Raw genomic sequence first — 18612 nt, 5'->3', positions numbered from 1 at the left:
GTATCCCGCCAAACGGCCGATTGCCTCAGAACCGTGTCCGGCTCGCCCAAGGCATTCGGCGACGATGGAAACGGTATGCGGGAAAATTGGTCGGAGTGATAGGATTCGAACCTACGACCCCCACGTCCCGAACGTGGTGCGCTACCAGACTGCGCTACACTCCGACAGCCGGCGTTGCCGCCGACGCCCGGAGCTATAGCGACCCATGTCGGTCGCCGCAAGCGGATCGTTGCGGTCGTCCCGACTGTCGTCGCCGCGGCCTCACCAGCGCGCCCGCGCCCAACCGGGCTCCAGATGCAGCACCTCGCAGGCGGTATCGGGCGCCGCGATGGCGACGGCGCCGACATGGCCGGGAGCCGGTGCGAGGCGGTGCAGGCTCCAGGTCCGCCCCGCCGTCGCATCCCCATCGATGGAGACGACCCGTGCCGGTGCGGGAGGGATCGTCACGGCGAACCGGTCGAGTCGCTTCGACAGACCGGCGCCGGTGGCCTTCACGAAGGCTTCCTTGCACGTCCAGCATGCGAAGAAGGCGCCGGGGAGGGCCTCCGATGTGCAGCCTTCGAGGGTCTGGATTTCGCTCGGCGCGAAATGAGCGCGTGCGACGCGCAAGGTATCCGCGATCGGGCGTGCGACTTCGACGTCGACGCCGATCGCGCCCTGGCGCGAGACGCCGATGAGGGCGAAATCGCCGGAGTGCGACAGGTTAAAGTCGAGCCGGTCCCGTCCACAGGGCTTCAGCTCCGGCTTTCCGTTCGGCCCGGCCGCGAAGTCCAGGTCAGCGGGATCGATGCCCAGGGCGCGCCCGAGAACGAGCCGCACCGCGAGATGACTGCCGAGGAAGCGGCGGCGGTCGGCCGGCCTCAGGAAGCGGTCGGCCCGCGCGATCTCGTCCGGCGACAGGATGGCGTTGACGGCCGCAGGCCCCAGGTGCTCACGGGCGAGGTTGACGACCCAGACGCCGCTTGCCACGTCGTCCGCCGTCTTCGCGACCCGCATCTCAGGGCAAGGCCGGACCTGCCGAGGTCCCGACCTTCTGGCGGCCACGATCGAATGGCGCGGGCGACCGGTCCGGTCGCCGTCGCATCAAGTGTGCGTGTGCCAATCCGATTGCCGCCAAGCAGCTTGCGCCGACGACGACCGTCCGAGGAAGAGCCACGCCAGATACGCGCATTCGGATGCTGCCACGACGCCGTAAACCAAGCCGCAGAAAGCCGGCCACCCCATGTCGCAAGGGACCGACACGGCGACGACCACGGGGGCCAGGACGGTGCCGACGATCAAGAGGATCGGCGTCCAGGAAGGGGAGTGATCGGTCATGGCGAACCCGCGTCGAAGGGCGCCCAGGTTTCACGGGTCAGTCGCAGGCGTACACCCCATGGCGTCCGCTAAATTCGATTTTCATGAAACGCGGACGGCGCTGTCATAAAATTGCAACGCGGCGTTCCGGTGGGGAGCGCTGCCCGACGTCAGCCGTAGACGTTGCCGCCCGTCTGCGGAAAACGCTCCGCCAGAGCCCGGCGCAGCTTCTCCAACGCGCGGTTCTCGATCTGCCGAACCCGCTCCTTGGAGATGCCGAGGCGCTGGCCCAGGGCCTCGAGGGTCGCCTGGTCTTCCGCAAGCCGGCGCTCCCGAAGGATGCGCAGTTCGCGCTCCGACAGGACGGCGAGGGCTTCGTTCAGCCACGTCAGGCGCCGTTCGCCGTCGACGGATTCGGAGACGGTCTGGTCGGGCAAGTCGGCCCCGTCGACGAGGAAGTCCATCCGTTCGGAGGAGGTTTCACCCTCGTCGCCGATGGGGGCGTTCAGCGACATGTCAGGACCGGACAGCCTCGCGTCCATCAAGGCCACGTCCTCGCGGGACACGCCGATGGCGGTGGCGATGCGCCGGTGGATCTCGTCGCCCACATGCTCCTCGGTGGACTGCATGAGACGGGCACGCAGGCGTCGCAGGTTGAAGAACAGGGCCTTCTGCGCCGAACTCGTGCCGCCGCGGACGATCGACCAGTTGCGCAGGATGTAATCCTGGATCGATGCACGGATCCACCATGTGGCATAGGTGGAGAACCGCACCTCGCGCTCCGGCTCGAACCGGGCGGCGGCCTCCATCAACCCGACGTGACCTTCCTGGACGAGATCGGCCATCGGCAATCCGTAGTGGCGGAAGCGGCCGGCGATGGCAATGACGAGCCGCATGTGGGCGGAGATGAGGCGGTGCAGGGCCTGTTCGTTGCGGCTGTCCTTCCACGCGACGGCGAGGCCGCGTTCCTCGTCGCGGGCGAGGAAGGGAGCCTCCATCGCGGTACGAATGAACTGCCGACGTATCCCAGCGATATCCGCCATGCCCGCCTCCGCGTTTCCTGCATCGAGCGCGTCTGTCGCGGCCACCGGGGTTTCCCGGGCGAACAGACGACGACCTTCAGACCTTTGTCAGGCCTGCGACAACCTAGGGCGGGAGCCATGGTTCCGGGCGTCTCGCCGACGGGGCATGATGACGCGGGACCGTGCGATGAAAAAAGCCCGATGCTTGCGCACCGGGCTGTGTCGAATTCGAACCGTCGGACGATGGGGGGAGGCCGGGATTTTCAGACCCTATCGTTCGCCCGATGCTCGCCGGGGGGGGCCTCAGGCGGCTTCTTCCTGGACGTCTTCCTCGGGCTCGGCCTCACCCTTGGCGCGACGGGGTGATTTCGCCAGGCTCTGCTCGATCAGCTTGAGGGCCTCGGTCTCGGTGACCCGGTTCACGGCCGAAATCTCCCGCACGATCCGGTCGAGGGCCGCCTCGTAGAGCTGCCTCTCGCTGTAGGATTGCTCGGGCTGAGCCTCGGACCGGAACAGGTCGCGCACGACCTCGGTCACCGACAGGAGATCGCCGGAATTGATCTTGGCCTCGTACTCCTGGGCGCGGCGCGACCACATCGTCCGCTTGATCCGGGCGCGGCCCGTCAGCACGTCGAGGGCCTTCTTCACCAGTTCCGGCTCGGCCAGCTTGCGCATGCCGACGCTGTTGGCCTTGGCGGTGGGGACGCGCAGGACCATCTTGTCCTTCTCGAAGGAGACCACGAACAGCTCGAGCTTGTATCCGGCGATCTCCTGCTCCTCGATCGCCGTGATGCGACCGACACCGTGAGCCGGATAAACCACCGCTTCTCCCGTCTTGAAGCCTTGGCGGCCAGCCGTCGTCTTCTTAGCTGTGGTCATGCGAGAAGCGCCTCCAGAACATCACGCGGTATGAAAAACCCGCGCTGCAACGTGTCGCCCGGGGTGGGTCACCCGGTCTGAGCCCCTACCCACCGGCCCTCTGCGAGTCTCGCAGGAGGCCACCGGGTTTCCCTGGGCTTGCCGTCGATCGGACTTCACGAATGAAAGACCGTGAGAGGCGCCGAGGCGATCCTCACAGTCGATCGCATGCGATATCCGTTTCCCAACACGACGTTGGAAGCCACCAGGAGCGGTCGGAGAAAGCACGTCAGGCGCGAACGACGGCAGGCACACCGTGTACCACAAACGGCATGGCAAATCAAAGGATTGCCGGAGCGTGTTCAGGCGGGGCGGTGGGAAACGGGCAGGATTTCGCGCTTCGGTCGTGCACGCACCCGCAGCATCACCGGCCGCCATCCGCGAGCGCACGAGGGCCGGCAGCGCGGTCGACGGATCGTCATCGCGGTCGCCAACAGGGCGAGCGCGAGGGTTGCCTCAATCGCCCGTGCCGGGATTGGCGGAGAAATGCGCGTCGAACTTGCCGGCGATGCCGTCCCACTCCTTGGCGTCGCCCGGAGCGTCCTTCTTCTGGGTGATGTTGGGCCAGCTCTTGGCGTAGTCGGCGTTGACCTTCAGCCAACTCTCAAGGCTCGGTTCCGTGTCGGGCTTGATCGCCTCGGCGGGACATTCCGGCTCGCAGACGCCGCAATCGATGCATTCGTCCGGATGAATGACGAGCATGTTCTCGCCTTCATAGAAGCAATCGACCGGACAGACCTCGACGCAGTCCATGTACTTGCACTTGATGCAGTTCTCGGTGACGACGTAGGTCATTGAGCCTTCAGTCCTCGATCCGGTGGCCCGGAGCCCTCAAGTCGCCTCGGACTTGGTCACGGGATGGTGCGTCAGCGATCTTGCATGACGGTTAACGGGTTCGGCCGAGGGATGCCCGTTTTCGGCTTTCCTTCGGCAGCCAGGGCTCTAGACGCTGCCAAACGACGTGACAAGCGCCGGGTCGGCGCAGGTCCCGGTCCGTACGCTCCCTCGGTACTCCCACATCACGCGTTGGTCGCCGGATCGGAGGCGCCTGCGGACAGGTCGTCGTAGAGGAGGCGCGCCTCCGGGGCCGGCCCGCGCCGGTCCCCGAGATCGCGGATCCTGACCGTCGCGGTGGCATGGGCGGCCGCCACGGTGAGGACGTCGCCACAAGCCACGGCCCGCGACGTGCTCTGCGCCCGTACGCCGTTGACCCGGACGAAGCCGTCGGTGACGAGGCGTGCGGCCAAGGCGCGGGACTTGGCGAACCGCGCGAACCAGAGCCACTTGTCGAGCCGCTGCCGGTCGGCCTTCATCGCCCGCCGCGATCGCCCTAACGCTTGCCGCCGTCTCCCGCCTCGAGCTGCGCCTTGAGGGCGGCGAGCTTGGCGAAGGGCGAATCCGGGTCCGGGGCCCGCTCGCGCCGGGCCGGCCGCTGGTCCTCGCGCGGGGGTGCGTTTCGCGGCTCGTCGCGGCGCTCGGGGCGGGTGCGGCCCGGCTCGAAACGCTCGCGGCGCTGCGGCCGGCCGCCCTCGGGCCGGGCTTCGCGGCCTTCCGCGCCGGGGCGGGGTGCCTCGCCCGAGCGGTTGCGCCGGTTGTCGGGAGCGCCGGCCGCGCCGGGGCGGCGATCCTGCTGGCCGCGGTCGTCCTGACGGCCAGCCCCTGGGCCGCGACCGGCCGAGGCCGGCGCATCGCGTCCGCCACGGGGCCGGTTCTGGCGCGGGTTGGGATTGCGCTGCTGGCGCTGGAGACGCCAGACCTCGGTCACCACGCCTTCCGCAGCGGGCTCTTCCGCTTCGGCGGGAGCCTCGACCAATTCCGACGAGGCATCCCCGGCGACCACGTCGACATCGCCGGCAATCGCAGCCGCATCGGCCACCGGCTCGGGCGTCTCCTGCTCGGCGGTCTCCTGCCCGGCCGCCGCATCGTCCGATGCGACTTCGGCGCTTGTCTCGGCGACGGCGTCTTCGACCGCGGCCGGCGTCTCGTCGGGCAGGACGGAATCGGGAGTCGAGCCCGGAACGACCTGCGAGCCGGCCTCGGCGATCTCTTCTGGCGCGGTGGTTACTTCAGGCGCGAAGGTTTCTTCGGCCTCGGCGATCGCTTCGGGCGCGGCGACCGAATCCGGCTCCACCGGCATCTCCTCGACGGTCCCGCCCGCTTCCGCGTCGGGGGCGGTCGGCTCGGGGGCGCTCTCGCCGTCCTGTGCCGCCGCGGCGATATCGCCATCGCGGGGCTCGTCGCCGGCTTCGGCCGCGGCGGCCGGCGAGATCGGCTTCGTGGCCGCCGCCGGGATCAGCGGCACGGTGATCGCCGTACCCGGTCGGGTTTCGGGCGCGTAGCCCAGCGACTTCAGGATCGACGCGAAATCCTCGCCCGAGCAGCCGACCAGGGAGGTCATGCCCACCGTCGGCACGAAGGTATCCTCGTCGGCCGCTCCCGCCGGCGCGTCGCCCGCCGTGGTGCCGGGCCGGTAGGCGATGGCCGGGCGGATCAGGTCGGCCAAGCGCTCGAGGATGTCGACGCGCACGGCCCGTTCGCCGCACACCCGGAAGCCGGCGGCGCGGTAGAGGCCCTTGGCGATCTCGGGGTCGACCTTGATCGAGGTGCGGCCAGAGCCGGCCAGATGCGCGATCTCGTCGAGGCCGCGCTGGTCGAGGCCGCCGTTCTTGAGGGCCCAGAGCTGGGCCGCGAGGGTGCGCGGCGCCGGCTTGAGGAGGGCCGGCAGGAAGATGTGGTAGGCGCCGAACCGGACGCCATGACGGCGCAGGGCGCCGCGGCCGTCCTGGTCGAGGCTGCGCATCTCGTGCATCACCTTCGACCGCTCGAGGACGCCGAGCGCCTCGACCACCTGGTAGCCGATGCCCTTGGACAGGCCGACGAGGTCGGCCGCGGTCTCGATCTCCATCAGTGGCCCGAGCAGGCGCACGACATGCGCCTTGAGCCAGGCGGTGAGCCGTGCCTCGACCTTGTCGCGGGCGGGGCCGGTGAGCTGCTCGTCGGCCAGGAGGCGGATGTGCGGCTCGAACAGCTTGTCGCCGGGCGTCAGCTTGGCGACGGGGTCGCCGGTCCAGCGGATCACGCCGTCGTGCGACAGCACGACGACGGAATCGGCCGCCGCCGAGAACCGCTCGGCCCGCGCCTCGATCTCGCCGGCCAGGGCCTTCTCGGCGGCACTGCGCAAGGTCTTGGCCTCATGGCCCTCCGCGCCCGGATCGGGCACGAACTGGAAGCCATGCAGGTGGCCGACATGCTGCCCCTCGACGGTGACATCGCCGCCGGCGGTGATCTCAGCTTCCAACATCGTCTTCTCTCTGAGGCGCCGCATCAGGACGCTGGTGCGCCTGTCGACGAAACGGCTCGCAAGGCGCTCGTGCAGGGCATCGGACAGCCTGTCCTCTACCCGACGCGTCTCGCCCTGCCAATGCAGGGGATCGCGAAGCCAGTCGGGGCGATTCGCGACGAAGGTCCAGGTCCTCCCCTGCGCGATCCGCTGGGACAGCGCGTCGATGTCGCCGTCGATGCGGTCGATCATGGCGACGTGCTTGGCGAACCAGTCGTCGGGGATGCGCCCGGCCATCCCCCGCATGAGGAAGCGGTAGAGCTGGGCCACGAGGTCGGCATGGGTCTGGGGATGGACCTTGCGGTAGTCGGGCACGCCGCAGGTGTCCCACAGCCGCTGCACCGCCGCCCGTCCCTGCGCGAGGTCGCGGATGTCGTCCTCGCGCATCAGGATTTCCAGGGCCGACTGGTCCTCGCCCATGGGCGCGCGGGTCAGGCCCTTTTCGTGCGGATGCTCGTCGAGGCTTTCCTGCAGGGCCTTGAGAGAATCGAAGGCGAGGTCCGGGTTGCGCCATTGCAGGACGCGCAGGGGCTCGAAGCTGTGGCTCTCCAGGGCCTCGACCATCTCGGGCTCGAAACCCGGGCAGCGGCCGGTGGACCCGAAGGTGCCGTCCGACAGGTGGCGCCCGGCCCGTCCGGCGATCTGGCCCATCTCGGGGGGCGTCAGCTTGCGGAAGCGGGTGCCGTCGTACTTCCAATTGGCGGCGAAGGCGACGTGGTCGACATCGAGGTTGAGGCCCATGCCGACCGCGTCGGTGGCCACGAGGTAGTCCACGTCGCCGGACTGGTAGAGCTCCACCTGGCTGTTGCGGGTGCGCGGCGACAGGGCGCCGAGCACCACCGCCGCCCCGCCGCGCTGGCGCCGGATCAGCTCGGCGATGGCGTAGACCTCCTCGGCCGAGAAGGCGACGATGGCGGTGCGTCGTGGCAGGCGCGAGAGCTTCTTGTCGCCCGCGAAGGTGAGTTTCGACAGGCGCGGCCGGGTCGTGGTCTCGACGCCGGGGATCAGCGACTGCACCAGCGGCAGCATGGTGGACGAGCCGATCAGCAGGGTCTCGTCGCGGCCGCGCTGGTGCAGCAGGCGGTCGGTGAAGACGTGGCCGCGGTCCATGTCGGCGGCGAGCTGGATCTCGTCGATGGCGACGAAGGCGAGGTCGAGGTCGCGCGGCATCGCCTCGATGGTGCAGATCCAGTAGCGCGGCCGGTCCGGCTTGATCTTCTCCTCGCCGGTGACGAGGGCGACCTTGTCGACCCCCACCCGAGCCACGACGCGCAGGTACACCTCCCGCGCCAGCAGCCGCAGCGGCAGGCCGATCATGCCGGTCTGATGCGCCAGCATCCGCTCGATGGCCAGATGCGTCTTGCCGGTATTGGTCGGCCCGAGCACCGCCGTGACGCCGCGCGAGCGGGCCTGCGGGGGGAGGGAACGGCGGGTCATCGTGAGGGAGCGGTCCCTTGGGGCGAAGAGGCCGTCGGCGCGTGAGATCGAGGATCGCGCGAGGAAACGACGAGGGTCAGTCGCTCCGATACCGTGGCGCGGAACGCCGCGCCGGAGCGCGATCCCCTTCATATGGGGCGCGACCCTGCCCGGCGCCAACCATGCCGTCGTCGCGGCCGGGGTCGCCCAGGCCCGGCACGTCGCCCAAACCCGGTACGCCGTAGATCTCGATCCGGGTCGAGCCGGCGCGGGGCGCTACGTCGGCGCAGAGGGTGTCGGGGACGGTGGTGAGCGGCCCGCGCCGCGGCGGCCGGCCCTCGATCACCTGCGCGGAGGAATAGGCGTCCCCGCCGCAGGAGGATCCGGACTCGAGCACCTCCGCCAGGGCCGGCCCGGTCATGAGCGCGACCAGGATCGCCGGGAGCGCCAGAATTGCCGGGGACGCGATGCCGCGCATCCGCCCTATCGTCCGTCGAGGCTCGCGACCGCGCCCGAGCCCGGAGTGGCGGCGGTGGTGGCGCCGCCGCTGCGCACCCAGCGGGTCGCCTCGATGATGTTGGTGCCGATGGTGGTGCGCACCGCGATACGCACCGGCAGCAGCACGCGGGTACCGTCCACGGGCGCCAACCACACCGACATGTCGCGGTTGTCCTCCATGAACTTCACGCCCGGCCGGTCGGGCCGATGGCCGGCGATGGGCTGGTAGCGGGCGTTGCAGACCAGCACCGGGCCGGAATAGCCGGGCTTTTCGACCATGCGGGTCTCGCCGTAGCTGAGGGTCACGTTGAAGCGGGTGGCACCGTCGAACACCGGCAGGGTGCGGTTGCAGTTCTCGGGGTCGGTGAGGGCGCCCTTGCCGATGGCCGGCATCATCAGGGCGCTGGCGGGGTCGATCACGCCCTTGCGGTTGGCGGCGGTGATCGGCACGCGGTCGCCGAGGTCGACGAGCGGCGGCGTGATCTCGGCCTGGGTGACGTTGCCGCCGGCCAGCGCCATCCGTACGGCGATGCCGGCGTTCGACGTCTTGGTGGCGATGGCGAAGGTGCTCGGCTGAGGTGCGGCGGTGATGAGGCCGCTGGCGCGGGCCGAACCCATGCCGCCGGTGACCGCGCCGACGAGGCCGGTGAGACGCGCCGACACGTCCATCCGGTAGCGGGTGCCCTCGAACGAGCCGGAGACCTGCGCGGTCCCGATCGGGATGCCCGCGAGGTTGACGCCGTACTCGACGGTGACGAGGGCGGGGCTGGCCTTCGGCTTCGCGTGGGCGGGGACGGCAGCGACCGTCGTGAGTGCGAAGGCGATGACGAGAAGGCGCGTGGCGCTCATGGGCTCAGGAACTCGGGTTCTCGCGAGGCCGCGCGACGTCGCATGCGTGCCGCCGGACGGGCCGACCTGACCCGACGCTCGCATCGTCGCCCGTTGATGGTTAACACATCGTTCGAGCGTGTCGCCACGGCCGGGCGCCGCCCGCAGGAGAATGGGGTGAACGCTCGATCGTCGATGATACGGGGCGCGAAGAGCGCCCCGCGCCGCGGGCTTTTGGAGGATATTCGTCCTGATTGTGACGTTGATATCGCAAGTGCTACGGGAAAGTCGTACTGCAGATCTGCTGATTTCAGGCAAGCATCAGTTGTAGTGTATGCAAGTATAAACGCGGCTAGAACATCAGGAAAATATCCAGACGATGAGGATGCCGTCGTCTTTGGGTGACTTCCGAAGAGCCTCTTTGCATTGTGTGAATTGCGCTCACTATCGTAGTAGCCCCGAATAAGATAATTTAACTAACGTCGAACGAGAATTTTTTTACCAGCGCGTCAAGACCGTCTTCGTAGACCGCGCTACTGTATTGCATTTGACTGGCATGCGGGATTTTACCAATCACGCCGAGATAAACGGGTGATCCATCCGTAAAATCCACGCGCCCTAAATTACTTAAAATCCTCAAGCGCCCGATAAGGTATATATCTTTATTTATTCGATGGTAGACTACTTCGATTTCTTGTCTTAATTCCTGCGTGGGTAGTGGAGTCCAATGCATGCCGCCAATAAGATATGATGGGTATTTATATTTTCCAAGAATTAGATCGATTAACATCGGTTCAAAACTTCCTCGACCCATGATCGCCATGGTATAAGAATGAAGAATTTTGGCAACAAAGCGTAAAAAATAATCAAAACGTATATCGGTTCGGTAGATGACTCTTTTCGGATTGAAATTTTTCTCGGAAAAGACCGCTGGAGCTCGTTTCCACGTTCTGAGCATGGTTGTTTGGTATATCTCGCTTGGGGCTTCACCAAGCAAAATTTGTGGCGGCCTAAAGCAAGGAAGGGTTACGAAGCCAGGGAGTTGGTGTCGATCTAGATCAATAGTATGTGGAATATCTTCTATAATTGATGTTGCTTGTCTCGTTAAAGGCTGTTTTCTTTTTGATTTGAATCTTTTTATAAATCTATAGTTTTTTAAAACTTTGCCGCACACATGATCTTCTACAGCGCAAATAATGCCCGCACAAATCATGCAGCTTGCACCATCATATATTAACTTGCCTCCGAGCGAGTCCGGTATCACGTGTTCCTTCGTGAGAAGGCCCACGTCACAACTTGCGCCGCAGTAAATACAATAACCATCGCCGGAGACATGTTTTATTGTCATAAATACAACGACTTCTGGACCGTGCCTTGTAGATGGCTCGACAGCCGAGTCGAACTATCCTGACTCACCGCATGGCAGTCGTGATTAAGAGTGGCAGTCACAAATCTCAACGCTACAACCCGTCCCGACGATGGGGCCACCCGATGGCCCTGATCGACCCATCGTCAGCCTTGACGGATACCCTCCCCAGCCCCTATAGCATCGCGCCTCCAATGACAGCGCCGGTCGATCGGATCGGGCGTGCGTGAGGCTTTCGTTCGCGGTGCGGGGACAGCCTCCCGCCGAGCCGGCCGGCCTTCGCGAAACGAAAACGGGATTTCTGATCATGTCGCGCCGTTGCGAACTCACGGGCAAAGCCGTGCAGACCGGCCACCTCGTGAGCCACTCGAACCGCAAGACCAAGTGCCGGTTCCTGCCGAACCTGTGCCAGGTCACGCTGCAGTCGGACGCCCTCAAGCGCCGGGTGCGCCTGCGCGTCACGGCCCACGCCCTGCGCTCGGTGGAGCACCGCGGCGGCCTCGACGCCTTCCTCATCAAGGCCCGCGAGATCGAGCTGTCGCAGGCCGCCCGCCTCATCAAGCGCGAGCTGCACAAGAAGCTCGCCGAGGTCGAGACCCCGGTCGCCGCCTGACCGGCGATGCGTCGGCACGTCGAAGCGCGTGCCGGCCCCAAGGATCGGATCCCAAGGATCGGATCGAGGTTGTGTCCATCGAAAAGACCGCTTCGCGCCTGACGCGCGCAGCGGTCTTTTCGCGTTTTCCCTCCGTCGTCAGCGAGTGACACCTGACCGGCATCGTCGCCCTCATCGTCCCGATCTTCGGGATCGTGCTCCTCGGCTGGGCGGCGGCCCTGGCCGGGGTCCTGTCCGAACGGGTGAGCGACGGACTCTCGGAATACGTCTTCGCCCTCGCGGTGCCCGCCCTGATCCTCGATACCCTGACGCGGCCGGGGCTCTCGGGGGAGATCACCCCGAGCTACTGGATCAGCTACTTCGGCGGGGCGGCGGTGGCCTGGGCGATCGGCTCGCTGATCGCACGGCGACGCGGGGGCATCGACCGGCGCGGCGCCGTCCTGCACGGCTTCGCCTCCAGCCAGTCGAACACGGTCTTCGTCGGCGTGCCGATGATCCTGCAGGCCTACGGCGAGGCCGGAGCCTTCCCGCTGTTCATGCTGCTCGCCGTGCATCTGCCGCTGATGATGGGTGCCGCGACCTTCCTCATCGAGGCTGACGGGGACAAGTCGTTCCTGGCGCGCCTGCGCGGGCTGGCGTGGGTGCTGGTGCGCAACCCGATCATCGTCGCCCTGGTGCTCGGGCTCATCTTGCGACAGTTCGCGATCGTCCCGTCCGGGCCGGCCAAGCAACTCATCGACGCCGTGGCCGGCACGGCGTCGGTCTGCGCCCTCATCGCGCTGGGCGCTGGCCTGCGCCGTTACCGCCTCGTCCACGACCTGCCCGGCGCCCTGTCGATCGCGACACTCAAGCTCGGCATCCATCCCCTGGTGGTCTGGGTGCTCGCCTTCCACGTCTTCACCATGCCGCCGGCCTATGCCGGCGTGGCGGTGCTGTTCGCGGCGATGCCGGTGGGCATCAACGCCTACCTGCTGGCCAACCGCTACGGCACCGAGAAGGGTCCTATCGCCGCCGCGATCCTCGCCTCGACCCTGCTGGCGATCCTCTCGACCGCCGGCTGGCTGTGGGTGCTGGGACGGGTGTAGGCCCGTCAGCGACGGCCGCCGCCCTTCCGGACGGGACGGCCGGTATCCTTGGCATCCTCCTCGAACAATTCCGCCAACTTTTCGGTCATGGCGCCGCCCAGGTCCTCCGCATCGATGATCGTCACGGCGCGGCGATAGTAGCGCGTCACGTCGTGGCCGATGCCGATGGCCAGGAGCTCCACCGGCGAGCGGGTCTCGATGTCCTCGATCATCCAGCGCAGGTGGCGTTCGAGGTAGTTGCCGGGGTTCACCGACAGGGTCGAATCGTCGACCGGGGCGCCGTCGGAGATCACCATCAGGATCTTGCGCTGTTCGGTGCGGGCGAGCAGCCGCTTGTGCGCCCAGTCCAGCGCCTCGCCGTCGATGTTCTCCTTGAGCAGGCCCTCGCGCATCATCAGGCCGAGGTTCTTTCGCGCGCGGCGCCAGGGGGCGTCCGCCGACTTGTAGACGATGTGGCGCAGGTCGTTGAGGCGGCCGGGCGTGTTGGGCTTGCCGGCCGAGAGCCACGCCTCGCGCGACTGCCCCCCCTTCCAGGCGCGGGTGGTGAAGCCCAGGATCTCGACCTTGACGCCGCAGCGCTCCAGCGTGCGGGCCAGGATGTCGGCGCAGGTCGCCGCCACGGTGATCGGGCGTCCGCGCATCGAACCGGAATTGTCGAGGAGCAGCGTGACGACCGTGTCGCGAAAGTTGGTGTCCTTCTCCTGCTTGAAGGAGAGCGGCTGGAACGGGTCGGTGACCACGCGCACGAGCCGGGCCGGGTCAAGCTGGCCCTCCTCGAGGTCGAAGTCCCAGGCGCGGTTCTGCTGCGCGAGCAGCCGGCGCTGCAGGCGGTTGGCGAGGCGCCCGACGACGCCCTGGAGATGGGCGAGCTGCTTGTCGAGGTAGCTGCGCAGGCGCGCCAGCTCCTCGCCGTCGCAGAGATCCTCGGCGTGGATGATCTCGTCGAAGCGGGGGTTGAACACCTTGTAGTCGGGGCCGCGTGCCTCGTTCACCTTGGTGGGCGGCGGCCGCCATGACTCGGAGGCTTCCTCCGATTCCGCGTCCTCGGCCTCGTCGGGCAGTTCGCCCGATGGCGCGTCGGCGGATTCGGTGGCGCCCTCCTGGAGGTCGTCGGAGGCCTCCTCCGAGGAATCCATCTCGGCCTTGTCGCCCTGCGACTGCTCCTCGGCATCCCCGTCGCTGGGCTGCTGCTCGTCGTCCTGCGAATCGTTGTCGTCGTCGTTGTCGTCGTCGTCCGGATCGAGGGGGGTCTCGTCGGCCAGGTCGAGGGAGGACAGCAGTTCGCGCACGGTGCGGGCGAAATGGCGCTGGTTCTCGATCGACCCGAGCAGGCCGTCGAGGTTCGTGCCGGCCTTGCCCTCGATGTGCTCGCGCCACAGCTCGACGATCTTGCGCGCGGCGAGGGGCGGCGCCTGTCCGGTGAGGCGTTCGCGCACCATCAGGGCGACGGCGTCCTCCATCGGTGCGTCGGCGCGGTCGGTGATGTCCTCGTATTTGCCGCCGCGGTGATAGCGGTCCTCCAGCATCGCCGAGATGTTGCTGGCGACCCCCGACATCCGCCGCGAGCCGATCGCCTCGACGCGGGCCTGCTCGACCGCATCGTAGACCGCCCGCGCCGCCGCGTTCTCGGGGGCGAGACGGCGATGGACGCCGACGTCGTGGCAGCCGAGCCGGAGCGCCATGGAATCGGCGTTGCCGCGCAGGATCGCCACGTCCCCGGGCGTCAGTTTTCGCGGAGGCTCGGGCAGGCGGGCCTTGTCGCCGGTGAGCGCCGGCCGGTCGCTGGCATAGGTCACCTCGACCTCGGCGCGCTTGGCGATGGCGCGCAGGCAGCCGGCCACCGAACGCTTCAGGGGCTCGGAGACGGGCTCGCGGCGGTCACCGGTCTTGCGGTTGGAGATGGACATTCTTCAGGGTGATTCCGGTTCGAGCGCCTATGCCTCGGCCAAAGAGAATGGCCGCGAGGTGATCGCGTCCCAGTCGTAGGGGCACGGATCGGGAAGGGTATCCAAATCGCGTTTCATCTCGCGAGCCGCGCGCACCCGGCCGAGGTCGAAACCATCTTCGACCGCTTCGGCGATGCGGGGCCTCAACCCGGGATTCTTGCGAAGGACCTTGTCGACGCGCTTGCGCTGCTCGACGATCGTGAGGACCCAGCTCCGACTGCGCCGTTCCGGCTGATGGTCCCATTTCAGCATGTGCATCAAGAGGACTTCGAGGGCGCTTTCGAGACGATCGTATTGCTCGGCACCCACGTCGTTGAGCTCCTCCGCAATGTTCGCGACGTCGATCGTCTCGACCGCACCGGCCCGGAGCAGGGCGACCTGCTCCTGAACCCAGGTAAAGAGGTCGTCCTCGTGGCGCGTCCGCCCTCCGGAGGGGCTCGCTCCATCGGTAAGCGGCGCGCCTTTCAGAGCCGGCTCACCCATCGCGTCCTCCTATCGTCGTCAGCTCAAGGCCACGTTCGCCGCGCTCTCGGGCAATTCCTTGCCGAAGGCGCGCTGGTAGAACTCAGCCACCAGGGTGCGCTCGAGCTCGTCGCACTTGTTGAGGAAGGTGACGCGGAACGCGAACCCGACATCGGCGAAGATCTCGGCGTTCTCGGCCCAGGTGATCACGGTGCGCGGGCTCATGACGGTGGACAGGTCGCCGTTCATGAAGGCGTTGCGGGTGAGGTCGGCGACGCGCACCATGCGGTTGACGATGTCGCGGCCGCCGTCGCGCTGGTAGTGCTGTGCCTTCGACAGGACGATGTCGACCTCGCGGTCGTGGGCGAGATAGTTCAGCGTCGTGACGATCGACCAGCGGTCCATCTGGCCCTGGTTGATCTGCTGCGTGCCGTGATAGAGGCCGGAGGTGTCGCCCAGGCCCACCGTGTTGGCGGTGGCGAACAGCCGGAAGGCCGGATGAGGGCGGATGACCCGCTTCTGGTCGAGCAGCGTCAGGCGGCCCGAGACCTCGAGCACCCGCTGGATCACGAACATCACGTCGGGCCGGCCGGCGTCGTACTCGTCGAACACCAGCGCGACGTTGTTCTGCAACGCCCAGGGCAGGATGCCGTCCTGGAAGGCGGTGATCTGCTTGCCCTCCTTCACGACGATCGCGTCCTTGCCGACGAGGTCGATGCGGGAGACGTGGCTGTCGAGGTTGATCCGGATGCAGGGCCAGTTCAGGCGCGCGGCCACCTGCTCGATGTGGGTCGACTTGCCGGTGCCGTGATAGCCGGTGACCATGACGCGGCGGTTGCGCGCGAAGCCCGCCAGGATCGCCAGGGTGGTCTCGCGGTCGAACAGGTAGTCCGGGTCGAGGTCGGGCACGTGCTCGTCGGTCTGCGAGAAGGCCGGGACCTTGAGGTCGATGTCGATGCCGAACACGTCGCGGACCGAGACGGTCCGGTCGGGGAGCGAGGCGGGCGTGTCGTCAGAGAGCATACGTGACCTCGTCGGGGCGGGGCCGGCCCTCGGGCTCGGTCCTCGCAGGGTGTGTCTCGGGCGGGGTGCCGCATCCGCGGATGAGCGGCGCGGCATGTCCCTTCACCACGGCCGGCGTCTGACGCCAAGACTGCGAACGAAGGGATCGTTCATCGCATATAGGGCCCGTCGGGCAAATTACCGTACCCGGCCCGGAAAACGGCGGGCGTGCATCGATCGTGCCGGGACGGTCCGACCGGTCAGCACAGGCCGGCCGCGCGCAGGGTGTCATGCGCCTTGATGATGTCGCGCAGCCTCTCCTCGAACGACCGGTCGCCGCCGTTGGCGTCCGGGTGGAAGCGCTTCACCAGCACCTTGTACTGCGCCTTGATGGCGGCGGTATCGGCTCCCTCGTCGAGCCCGAGCACGTCGAGGGCGCGCAGGACCTTGGCGGAATGGCGCGGTCGCATCGGTTCGGGCGCGGCGCGCCGGGTCTTGGCGCCGACGCCTTCCGACCGCAGGACCCCGAGGGGGTCGACGTAGGCCCAATCGCGGTTCGCCTCGGGCGCGTCGGTCTTGCCGGCGCGGGTGGCGGGGTTGACCCCCATCGCCCAGGTCGGGCGATGGCCGATGACCGCGTCCTTCTGATAGGCCTGGACCGCGGCGTCGTTCATGCCGTCGAAATAATTGTACGTCGCGTTGTAGGCGCGCACGTGGTCGATGCAGAAGCGCCAGTACTGGCCTTCCGCCTTGCGCCCCTTGGGGGCGCGATAGAGCCCGGCGTTCTGGCAGCCGGGCGTTTCGCACGACGCGGCGGCGGCCGCCTTGGGCTCGTCGCAGGTCGGCTTGATGCGGATACGGTCGAACAGGCGCGAGTTGAGATCCATGACAAGGCGATTATGAGGGGGGCGCCCGGGGACACAAGGGCGCCGGGCCTGATGACGCATGCCGACATCGGGGGTTGACGCCGGTAAGCCGGTGCGGGGACCGAAAAGAGGGTGACGATGGCCGAGACAGAAACGCTGAAGGCGTGGATCGCCCGGACGCTGGAGGCGTCGCTGACGCCGGTGAGCCTCGATGTCGTCGACGAATCCCATCTCCACGCCGGCCACGGCGGCTGGCGGGAGGCGGGTGAGACACACTTCCGGCTCGACGTGGTCTCCGCGGCCTTCGAGGGCAAGAGCCGGGTCGAGCGTCATCGCCTCGTCAACGCCCTCCTGGAGCCCGCCTTCCAGCGCGGGCTGCACGCCCTGGCCGTGCGCGCCCGCACGCCGGCCGACGCCGCCTGAACCGGCGGGGGAGTGCCGATGGTCCTGCAATGCACCCCCCACATCGCCATCGACGAGGCGGAGCTGGAGGAGACCTTCGTCCGCGCCTCCGGCCCCGGCGGCCAGAACGTCAACAAGCTCTCCACCGCCGTGCAACTGCGCTTCGATGCCCGCCGCTCGAGCTCCCTGCCGGACGCGGTGGCCGTGCGCCTGATGCGGCTGGCCGGGCGGCGCCTGACGGTGGACGGCGTCATCGTCATCAGCGCCCAAAGGTTCCGGACGCAGGACCGCAACCGCGCCGACGCCCGCGAGCGCCTCGCCGAACTCGTGGCCGAGGCGGCGGTGCCGCCGACGCCGCGCCGGGCCACCCGCCCGACGCTGGCGTCGAAGAAGCGGCGCCTCGACGACAAGTCGAAGCGCAGCGCCACCAAACGCCTGCGCGGCGAGGCCGGCGGCGACTGAGGCTCCGATCAGGGGCGGCGTCCCGGCGAGCCGTGGACTTCGACGTCGTAGGGCTTGTCGAGGGCGGGGGCGCCGACCGGCGGAGCGCTGGCCGGGGCATCCGGCGCGGGGGCCGAGGCGCTCGTCACGTAGGCGCTGCCGGGCTTTGCCAGCGTCATGACCAGGGCGATGACGGCCAGCACGCCCGCCAGGGCGGCCGGGACCAGGAAGGCGTCCTCGCCGTAGCGGTTCTGAAGGACGCCACCGACCACCGCGCCGGCGCTCAGGGCACCCCACAACGGCGCCTGGATCCAGAACGAGGGGGCCGGCTTGTGCAGGAGCAGGTTGGCGAGCCCCGTCCCGAACCGCACCACCGCGCCGGTGACGTAGGTGAGGGCCAGGCTGCGGCCGGCCTCGTCCTGCAGGGTCGCGTTCTGGAGGCCGAGCGCCAGGACGATCGGGTAGGCGTGCAGCGGCCAGGCGAAGGTGCCGTAGGGCATCACGAGGCCCGCGGTGAGCAGAAGGGCCTGCAGCGACAGGAGCACCGCCAGGCGCCATTGGCCGACCCAGGCCGCGATCAGGGTCCCGGCGAAGGCCCCGAAGCAGAAGATCAGGATCACGGACGCGACGCGGGCGGTGCTCTCCCAGTCGCCGAGGCTGACCGACACCCCGAACCGGGTGGTGTTGCCGCTCATGAACGACATGAAGAGCTGCGAGTATTCGAGGAACCCGATGGAGTCGGCGCAGCCCGCCAGGCCCGAGAGGGCGAGCGCGAGGGGAATCCGCGTCTTGCCGCTGGCGGGAAACGACTTGTTGTTCTGGTCTGCCATCCGGTGCTCCAAAAATGTCCCGGGGTGCCGCCGGCCCCGGATCCGCTCGATCGACAACGGCAGGGGCCGAAAGGCCGTATGGCCGTCCTGCCCCCTTCCCCGGCGACGAACCGGGCTGCGAGCGGGGGAGGCATCGGCCGGCCGACGCGGGCCAGCTTAGCAACAGAGATACCGCAAACCGGTTGCATCACGCAGGGCGCGGACCGTCGCGAGCGGGGGGGAGCGAACTCCTCGTCCCCACGCCCTCGGCCGATCGGGTTAGGCCGCATGCCGAGCGACCG

Annotated in this window: 19 protein-coding genes and 1 tRNA gene; 4 read left to right on the top strand and 16 right to left on the bottom strand. The window is 67.9% G+C overall.

Features of this window, described 5'->3' with window-relative positions; translation table 11 throughout:
• Positions 1-87: 87 nt before the first annotated feature.
• The 11 genes from ASF39_RS08850 to ASF39_RS21145 all read right to left on the bottom strand — a co-directional run bounded on the left by ASF39_RS08850 (position 88) and on the right by ASF39_RS21145 (position 10582).
• Positions 88-164: transfer RNA gene (locus tag ASF39_RS08850), tRNA-Pro, on the bottom strand.
• A gap of 97 nt (positions 165-261) precedes the next feature.
• Complete coding sequence (locus tag ASF39_RS08845; RefSeq protein ID WP_244472327.1) at positions 262-969, bottom strand: 4'-phosphopantetheinyl transferase superfamily protein; 708 nt, start codon at positions 967-969, stop codon at positions 262-264.
• A 114-nt stretch (positions 970-1083) separates the two neighbouring features.
• Entirely contained in the window at positions 1084-1317 is a 234-nt protein-coding gene (locus tag ASF39_RS22040) for a hypothetical protein (protein WP_210168662.1), read from the bottom strand.
• A gap of 149 nt (positions 1318-1466) precedes the next feature.
• Positions 1467-2339: an RNA polymerase factor sigma-32 gene (locus ASF39_RS08840; RefSeq protein WP_055887801.1), complete on the bottom strand. Its 873-nt coding sequence runs from the start codon at positions 2337-2339 to the stop codon at positions 1467-1469.
• Positions 2340-2621: 282 nt separating this feature from the next.
• On the bottom strand, positions 2622-3197 hold the full coding sequence (locus ASF39_RS08835) for a CarD family transcriptional regulator (protein WP_055887804.1): 576 nt from the start codon (positions 3195-3197) through the stop codon (positions 2622-2624).
• A 495-nt stretch (positions 3198-3692) separates the two neighbouring features.
• Complete coding sequence (gene fdxA / locus ASF39_RS08830; RefSeq protein ID WP_055887807.1) at positions 3693-4031, bottom strand: ferredoxin FdxA; 339 nt, start codon at positions 4029-4031, stop codon at positions 3693-3695.
• A 224-nt stretch (positions 4032-4255) separates the two neighbouring features.
• Complete coding sequence (locus tag ASF39_RS08825) at positions 4256-4549, bottom strand: RNA-binding S4 domain-containing protein (RefSeq protein WP_055887810.1); 294 nt, start codon at positions 4547-4549, stop codon at positions 4256-4258.
• 17 nt (positions 4550-4566) lie between these two features.
• Positions 4567-8013, bottom strand: a complete 3447-nt coding sequence (locus ASF39_RS08820; RefSeq protein WP_056282888.1) for a helicase-related protein — start codon at positions 8011-8013, stop codon at positions 4567-4569.
• Positions 8014-8089: 76 nt separating this feature from the next.
• On the bottom strand, positions 8090-8470 hold the full coding sequence (locus ASF39_RS08815; protein WP_056282886.1) for a hypothetical protein: 381 nt from the start codon (positions 8468-8470) through the stop codon (positions 8090-8092).
• Positions 8471-8475: 5 nt separating this feature from the next.
• Positions 8476-9339 (bottom strand): DUF3108 domain-containing protein, encoded by an 864-nt coding sequence (locus tag ASF39_RS08810; protein WP_056282883.1) that lies wholly within the window; start codon positions 9337-9339, stop codon positions 8476-8478.
• Positions 9340-9790: 451 nt separating this feature from the next.
• A complete protein-coding gene (locus ASF39_RS21145; RefSeq protein ID WP_244472326.1) occupies positions 9791-10582 on the bottom strand; it encodes a hypothetical protein in 792 nt (263 codons plus the stop codon).
• Between the two features lie 409 nt (positions 10583-10991).
• Between ASF39_RS21145 and rpmB the strand changes: the two genes are divergently transcribed.
• Positions 10992-11297, top strand: a complete 306-nt coding sequence (gene rpmB, locus ASF39_RS08805) for a 50S ribosomal protein L28 (protein ID WP_056282880.1) — start codon at positions 10992-10994, stop codon at positions 11295-11297.
• A 152-nt stretch (positions 11298-11449) separates the two neighbouring features.
• Positions 11450-12382, top strand: a complete 933-nt coding sequence (locus tag ASF39_RS08800) for an AEC family transporter (RefSeq protein ID WP_056282877.1) — start codon at positions 11450-11452, stop codon at positions 12380-12382.
• Between the two features lie 5 nt (positions 12383-12387).
• On the opposite strand, the gene cobT is transcribed toward ASF39_RS08800, so the two are convergent.
• The 4 genes from cobT to ASF39_RS08780 form a co-directional block, all read right to left on the bottom strand.
• Positions 12388-14289: a cobaltochelatase subunit CobT gene (cobT, locus tag ASF39_RS08795; RefSeq protein ID WP_056282874.1), complete on the bottom strand. Its 1902-nt coding sequence runs from the start codon at positions 14287-14289 to the stop codon at positions 12388-12390.
• Positions 14290-14316: 27 nt separating this feature from the next.
• On the bottom strand, positions 14317-14811 hold the full coding sequence (locus ASF39_RS08790; protein ID WP_056282871.1) for a DUF29 domain-containing protein: 495 nt from the start codon (positions 14809-14811) through the stop codon (positions 14317-14319).
• 18 nt (positions 14812-14829) lie between these two features.
• Positions 14830-15813 (bottom strand): cobaltochelatase subunit CobS, encoded by a 984-nt coding sequence (cobS, locus tag ASF39_RS08785; protein ID WP_055887835.1) that lies wholly within the window; start codon positions 15811-15813, stop codon positions 14830-14832.
• A gap of 239 nt (positions 15814-16052) precedes the next feature.
• Positions 16053-16679, bottom strand: a complete 627-nt coding sequence (locus tag ASF39_RS08780) for a DnaJ domain-containing protein (RefSeq protein ID WP_056282869.1) — start codon at positions 16677-16679, stop codon at positions 16053-16055.
• Between the two features lie 117 nt (positions 16680-16796).
• Here ASF39_RS08780 and ASF39_RS08775 point away from each other — a divergent pair, with 117 nt between their 5' ends.
• Both ASF39_RS08775 and arfB read left to right on the top strand, forming a co-directional pair.
• Positions 16797-17081, top strand: a complete 285-nt coding sequence (locus ASF39_RS08775) for a BolA family protein (protein ID WP_055887842.1) — start codon at positions 16797-16799, stop codon at positions 17079-17081.
• An 18-nt stretch (positions 17082-17099) separates the two neighbouring features.
• Positions 17100-17522 carry an alternative ribosome rescue aminoacyl-tRNA hydrolase ArfB gene (gene arfB / locus ASF39_RS08770; RefSeq protein WP_055887845.1) on the top strand — a complete coding sequence of 141 codons (423 nt, stop codon included), beginning with the start codon at positions 17100-17102 and terminating at the stop codon, positions 17520-17522.
• A gap of 8 nt (positions 17523-17530) precedes the next feature.
• Here the strand turns inward: arfB and ASF39_RS08765 are convergent, their stop codons facing one another.
• The gene (locus ASF39_RS08765; protein ID WP_156387759.1) at positions 17531-18331 is read right to left on the bottom strand and encodes a YoaK family protein; all 801 of its coding nucleotides are present in this window, start codon (positions 18329-18331) and stop codon (positions 17531-17533) included.
• Positions 18332-18612 lie beyond the last annotated feature (281 nt).

Source organism: Methylobacterium sp. Leaf108 (genome assembly GCF_001423265.1).
Classification (GTDB): Bacteria; Pseudomonadota; Alphaproteobacteria; order Rhizobiales; family Beijerinckiaceae; genus Methylobacterium.
Note: the sequence above shows the minus strand (reverse complement) of the source record. Positions and strands in the feature narration are given on the sequence as shown.

Bases quoted from the DNA above. Each gene is read 5' to 3' on its own strand.
- ASF39_RS08825 (WP_055887810.1), bottom strand. From the start codon at position 4,549: ATGAAGGCCGACCGGCAGCGGCTCGACAAGTGGCTCTGGTTCGCGCGG.
- ASF39_RS08775 (WP_055887842.1), top strand. From the start codon at position 16,797: ATGGCCGAGACAGAAACGCTGAAGGCGTGGATCGCCCGGACGCTGGAG.
- ASF39_RS08815 (WP_056282886.1), bottom strand. From the start codon at position 8,470: ATGCGCGGCATCGCGTCCCCGGCAATTCTGGCGCTCCCGGCGATCCTG.
- cobT (WP_056282874.1), bottom strand. From the start codon at position 14,289: ATGTCCATCTCCAACCGCAAGACCGGTGACCGCCGCGAGCCCGTCTCC.
- ASF39_RS08780 (WP_056282869.1), bottom strand. From the start codon at position 16,679: ATGGATCTCAACTCGCGCCTGTTCGACCGTATCCGCATCAAGCCGACC.
- ASF39_RS08790 (WP_056282871.1), bottom strand. From the start codon at position 14,811: ATGGGTGAGCCGGCTCTGAAAGGCGCGCCGCTTACCGATGGAGCGAGC.
- ASF39_RS08810 (WP_056282883.1), bottom strand. From the start codon at position 9,339: ATGAGCGCCACGCGCCTTCTCGTCATCGCCTTCGCACTCACGACGGTC.
- rpmB (WP_056282880.1), top strand. From the start codon at position 10,992: ATGTCGCGCCGTTGCGAACTCACGGGCAAAGCCGTGCAGACCGGCCAC.
- ASF39_RS08820 (WP_056282888.1), bottom strand. From the start codon at position 8,013: ATGACCCGCCGTTCCCTCCCCCCGCAGGCCCGCTCGCGCGGCGTCACG.
- cobS (WP_055887835.1), bottom strand. From the start codon at position 15,813: ATGCTCTCTGACGACACGCCCGCCTCGCTCCCCGACCGGACCGTCTCG.
- fdxA (WP_055887807.1), bottom strand. From the start codon at position 4,031: ATGACCTACGTCGTCACCGAGAACTGCATCAAGTGCAAGTACATGGAC.
- arfB (WP_055887845.1), top strand. From the start codon at position 17,100: ATGGTCCTGCAATGCACCCCCCACATCGCCATCGACGAGGCGGAGCTG.
- ASF39_RS22040 (WP_210168662.1), bottom strand. From the start codon at position 1,317: ATGACCGATCACTCCCCTTCCTGGACGCCGATCCTCTTGATCGTCGGC.
- ASF39_RS08840 (WP_055887801.1), bottom strand. From the start codon at position 2,339: ATGGCGGATATCGCTGGGATACGTCGGCAGTTCATTCGTACCGCGATG.
- ASF39_RS08835 (WP_055887804.1), bottom strand. From the start codon at position 3,197: ATGACCACAGCTAAGAAGACGACGGCTGGCCGCCAAGGCTTCAAGACG.
- ASF39_RS08765 (WP_156387759.1), bottom strand. From the start codon at position 18,331: ATGGCAGACCAGAACAACAAGTCGTTTCCCGCCAGCGGCAAGACGCGG.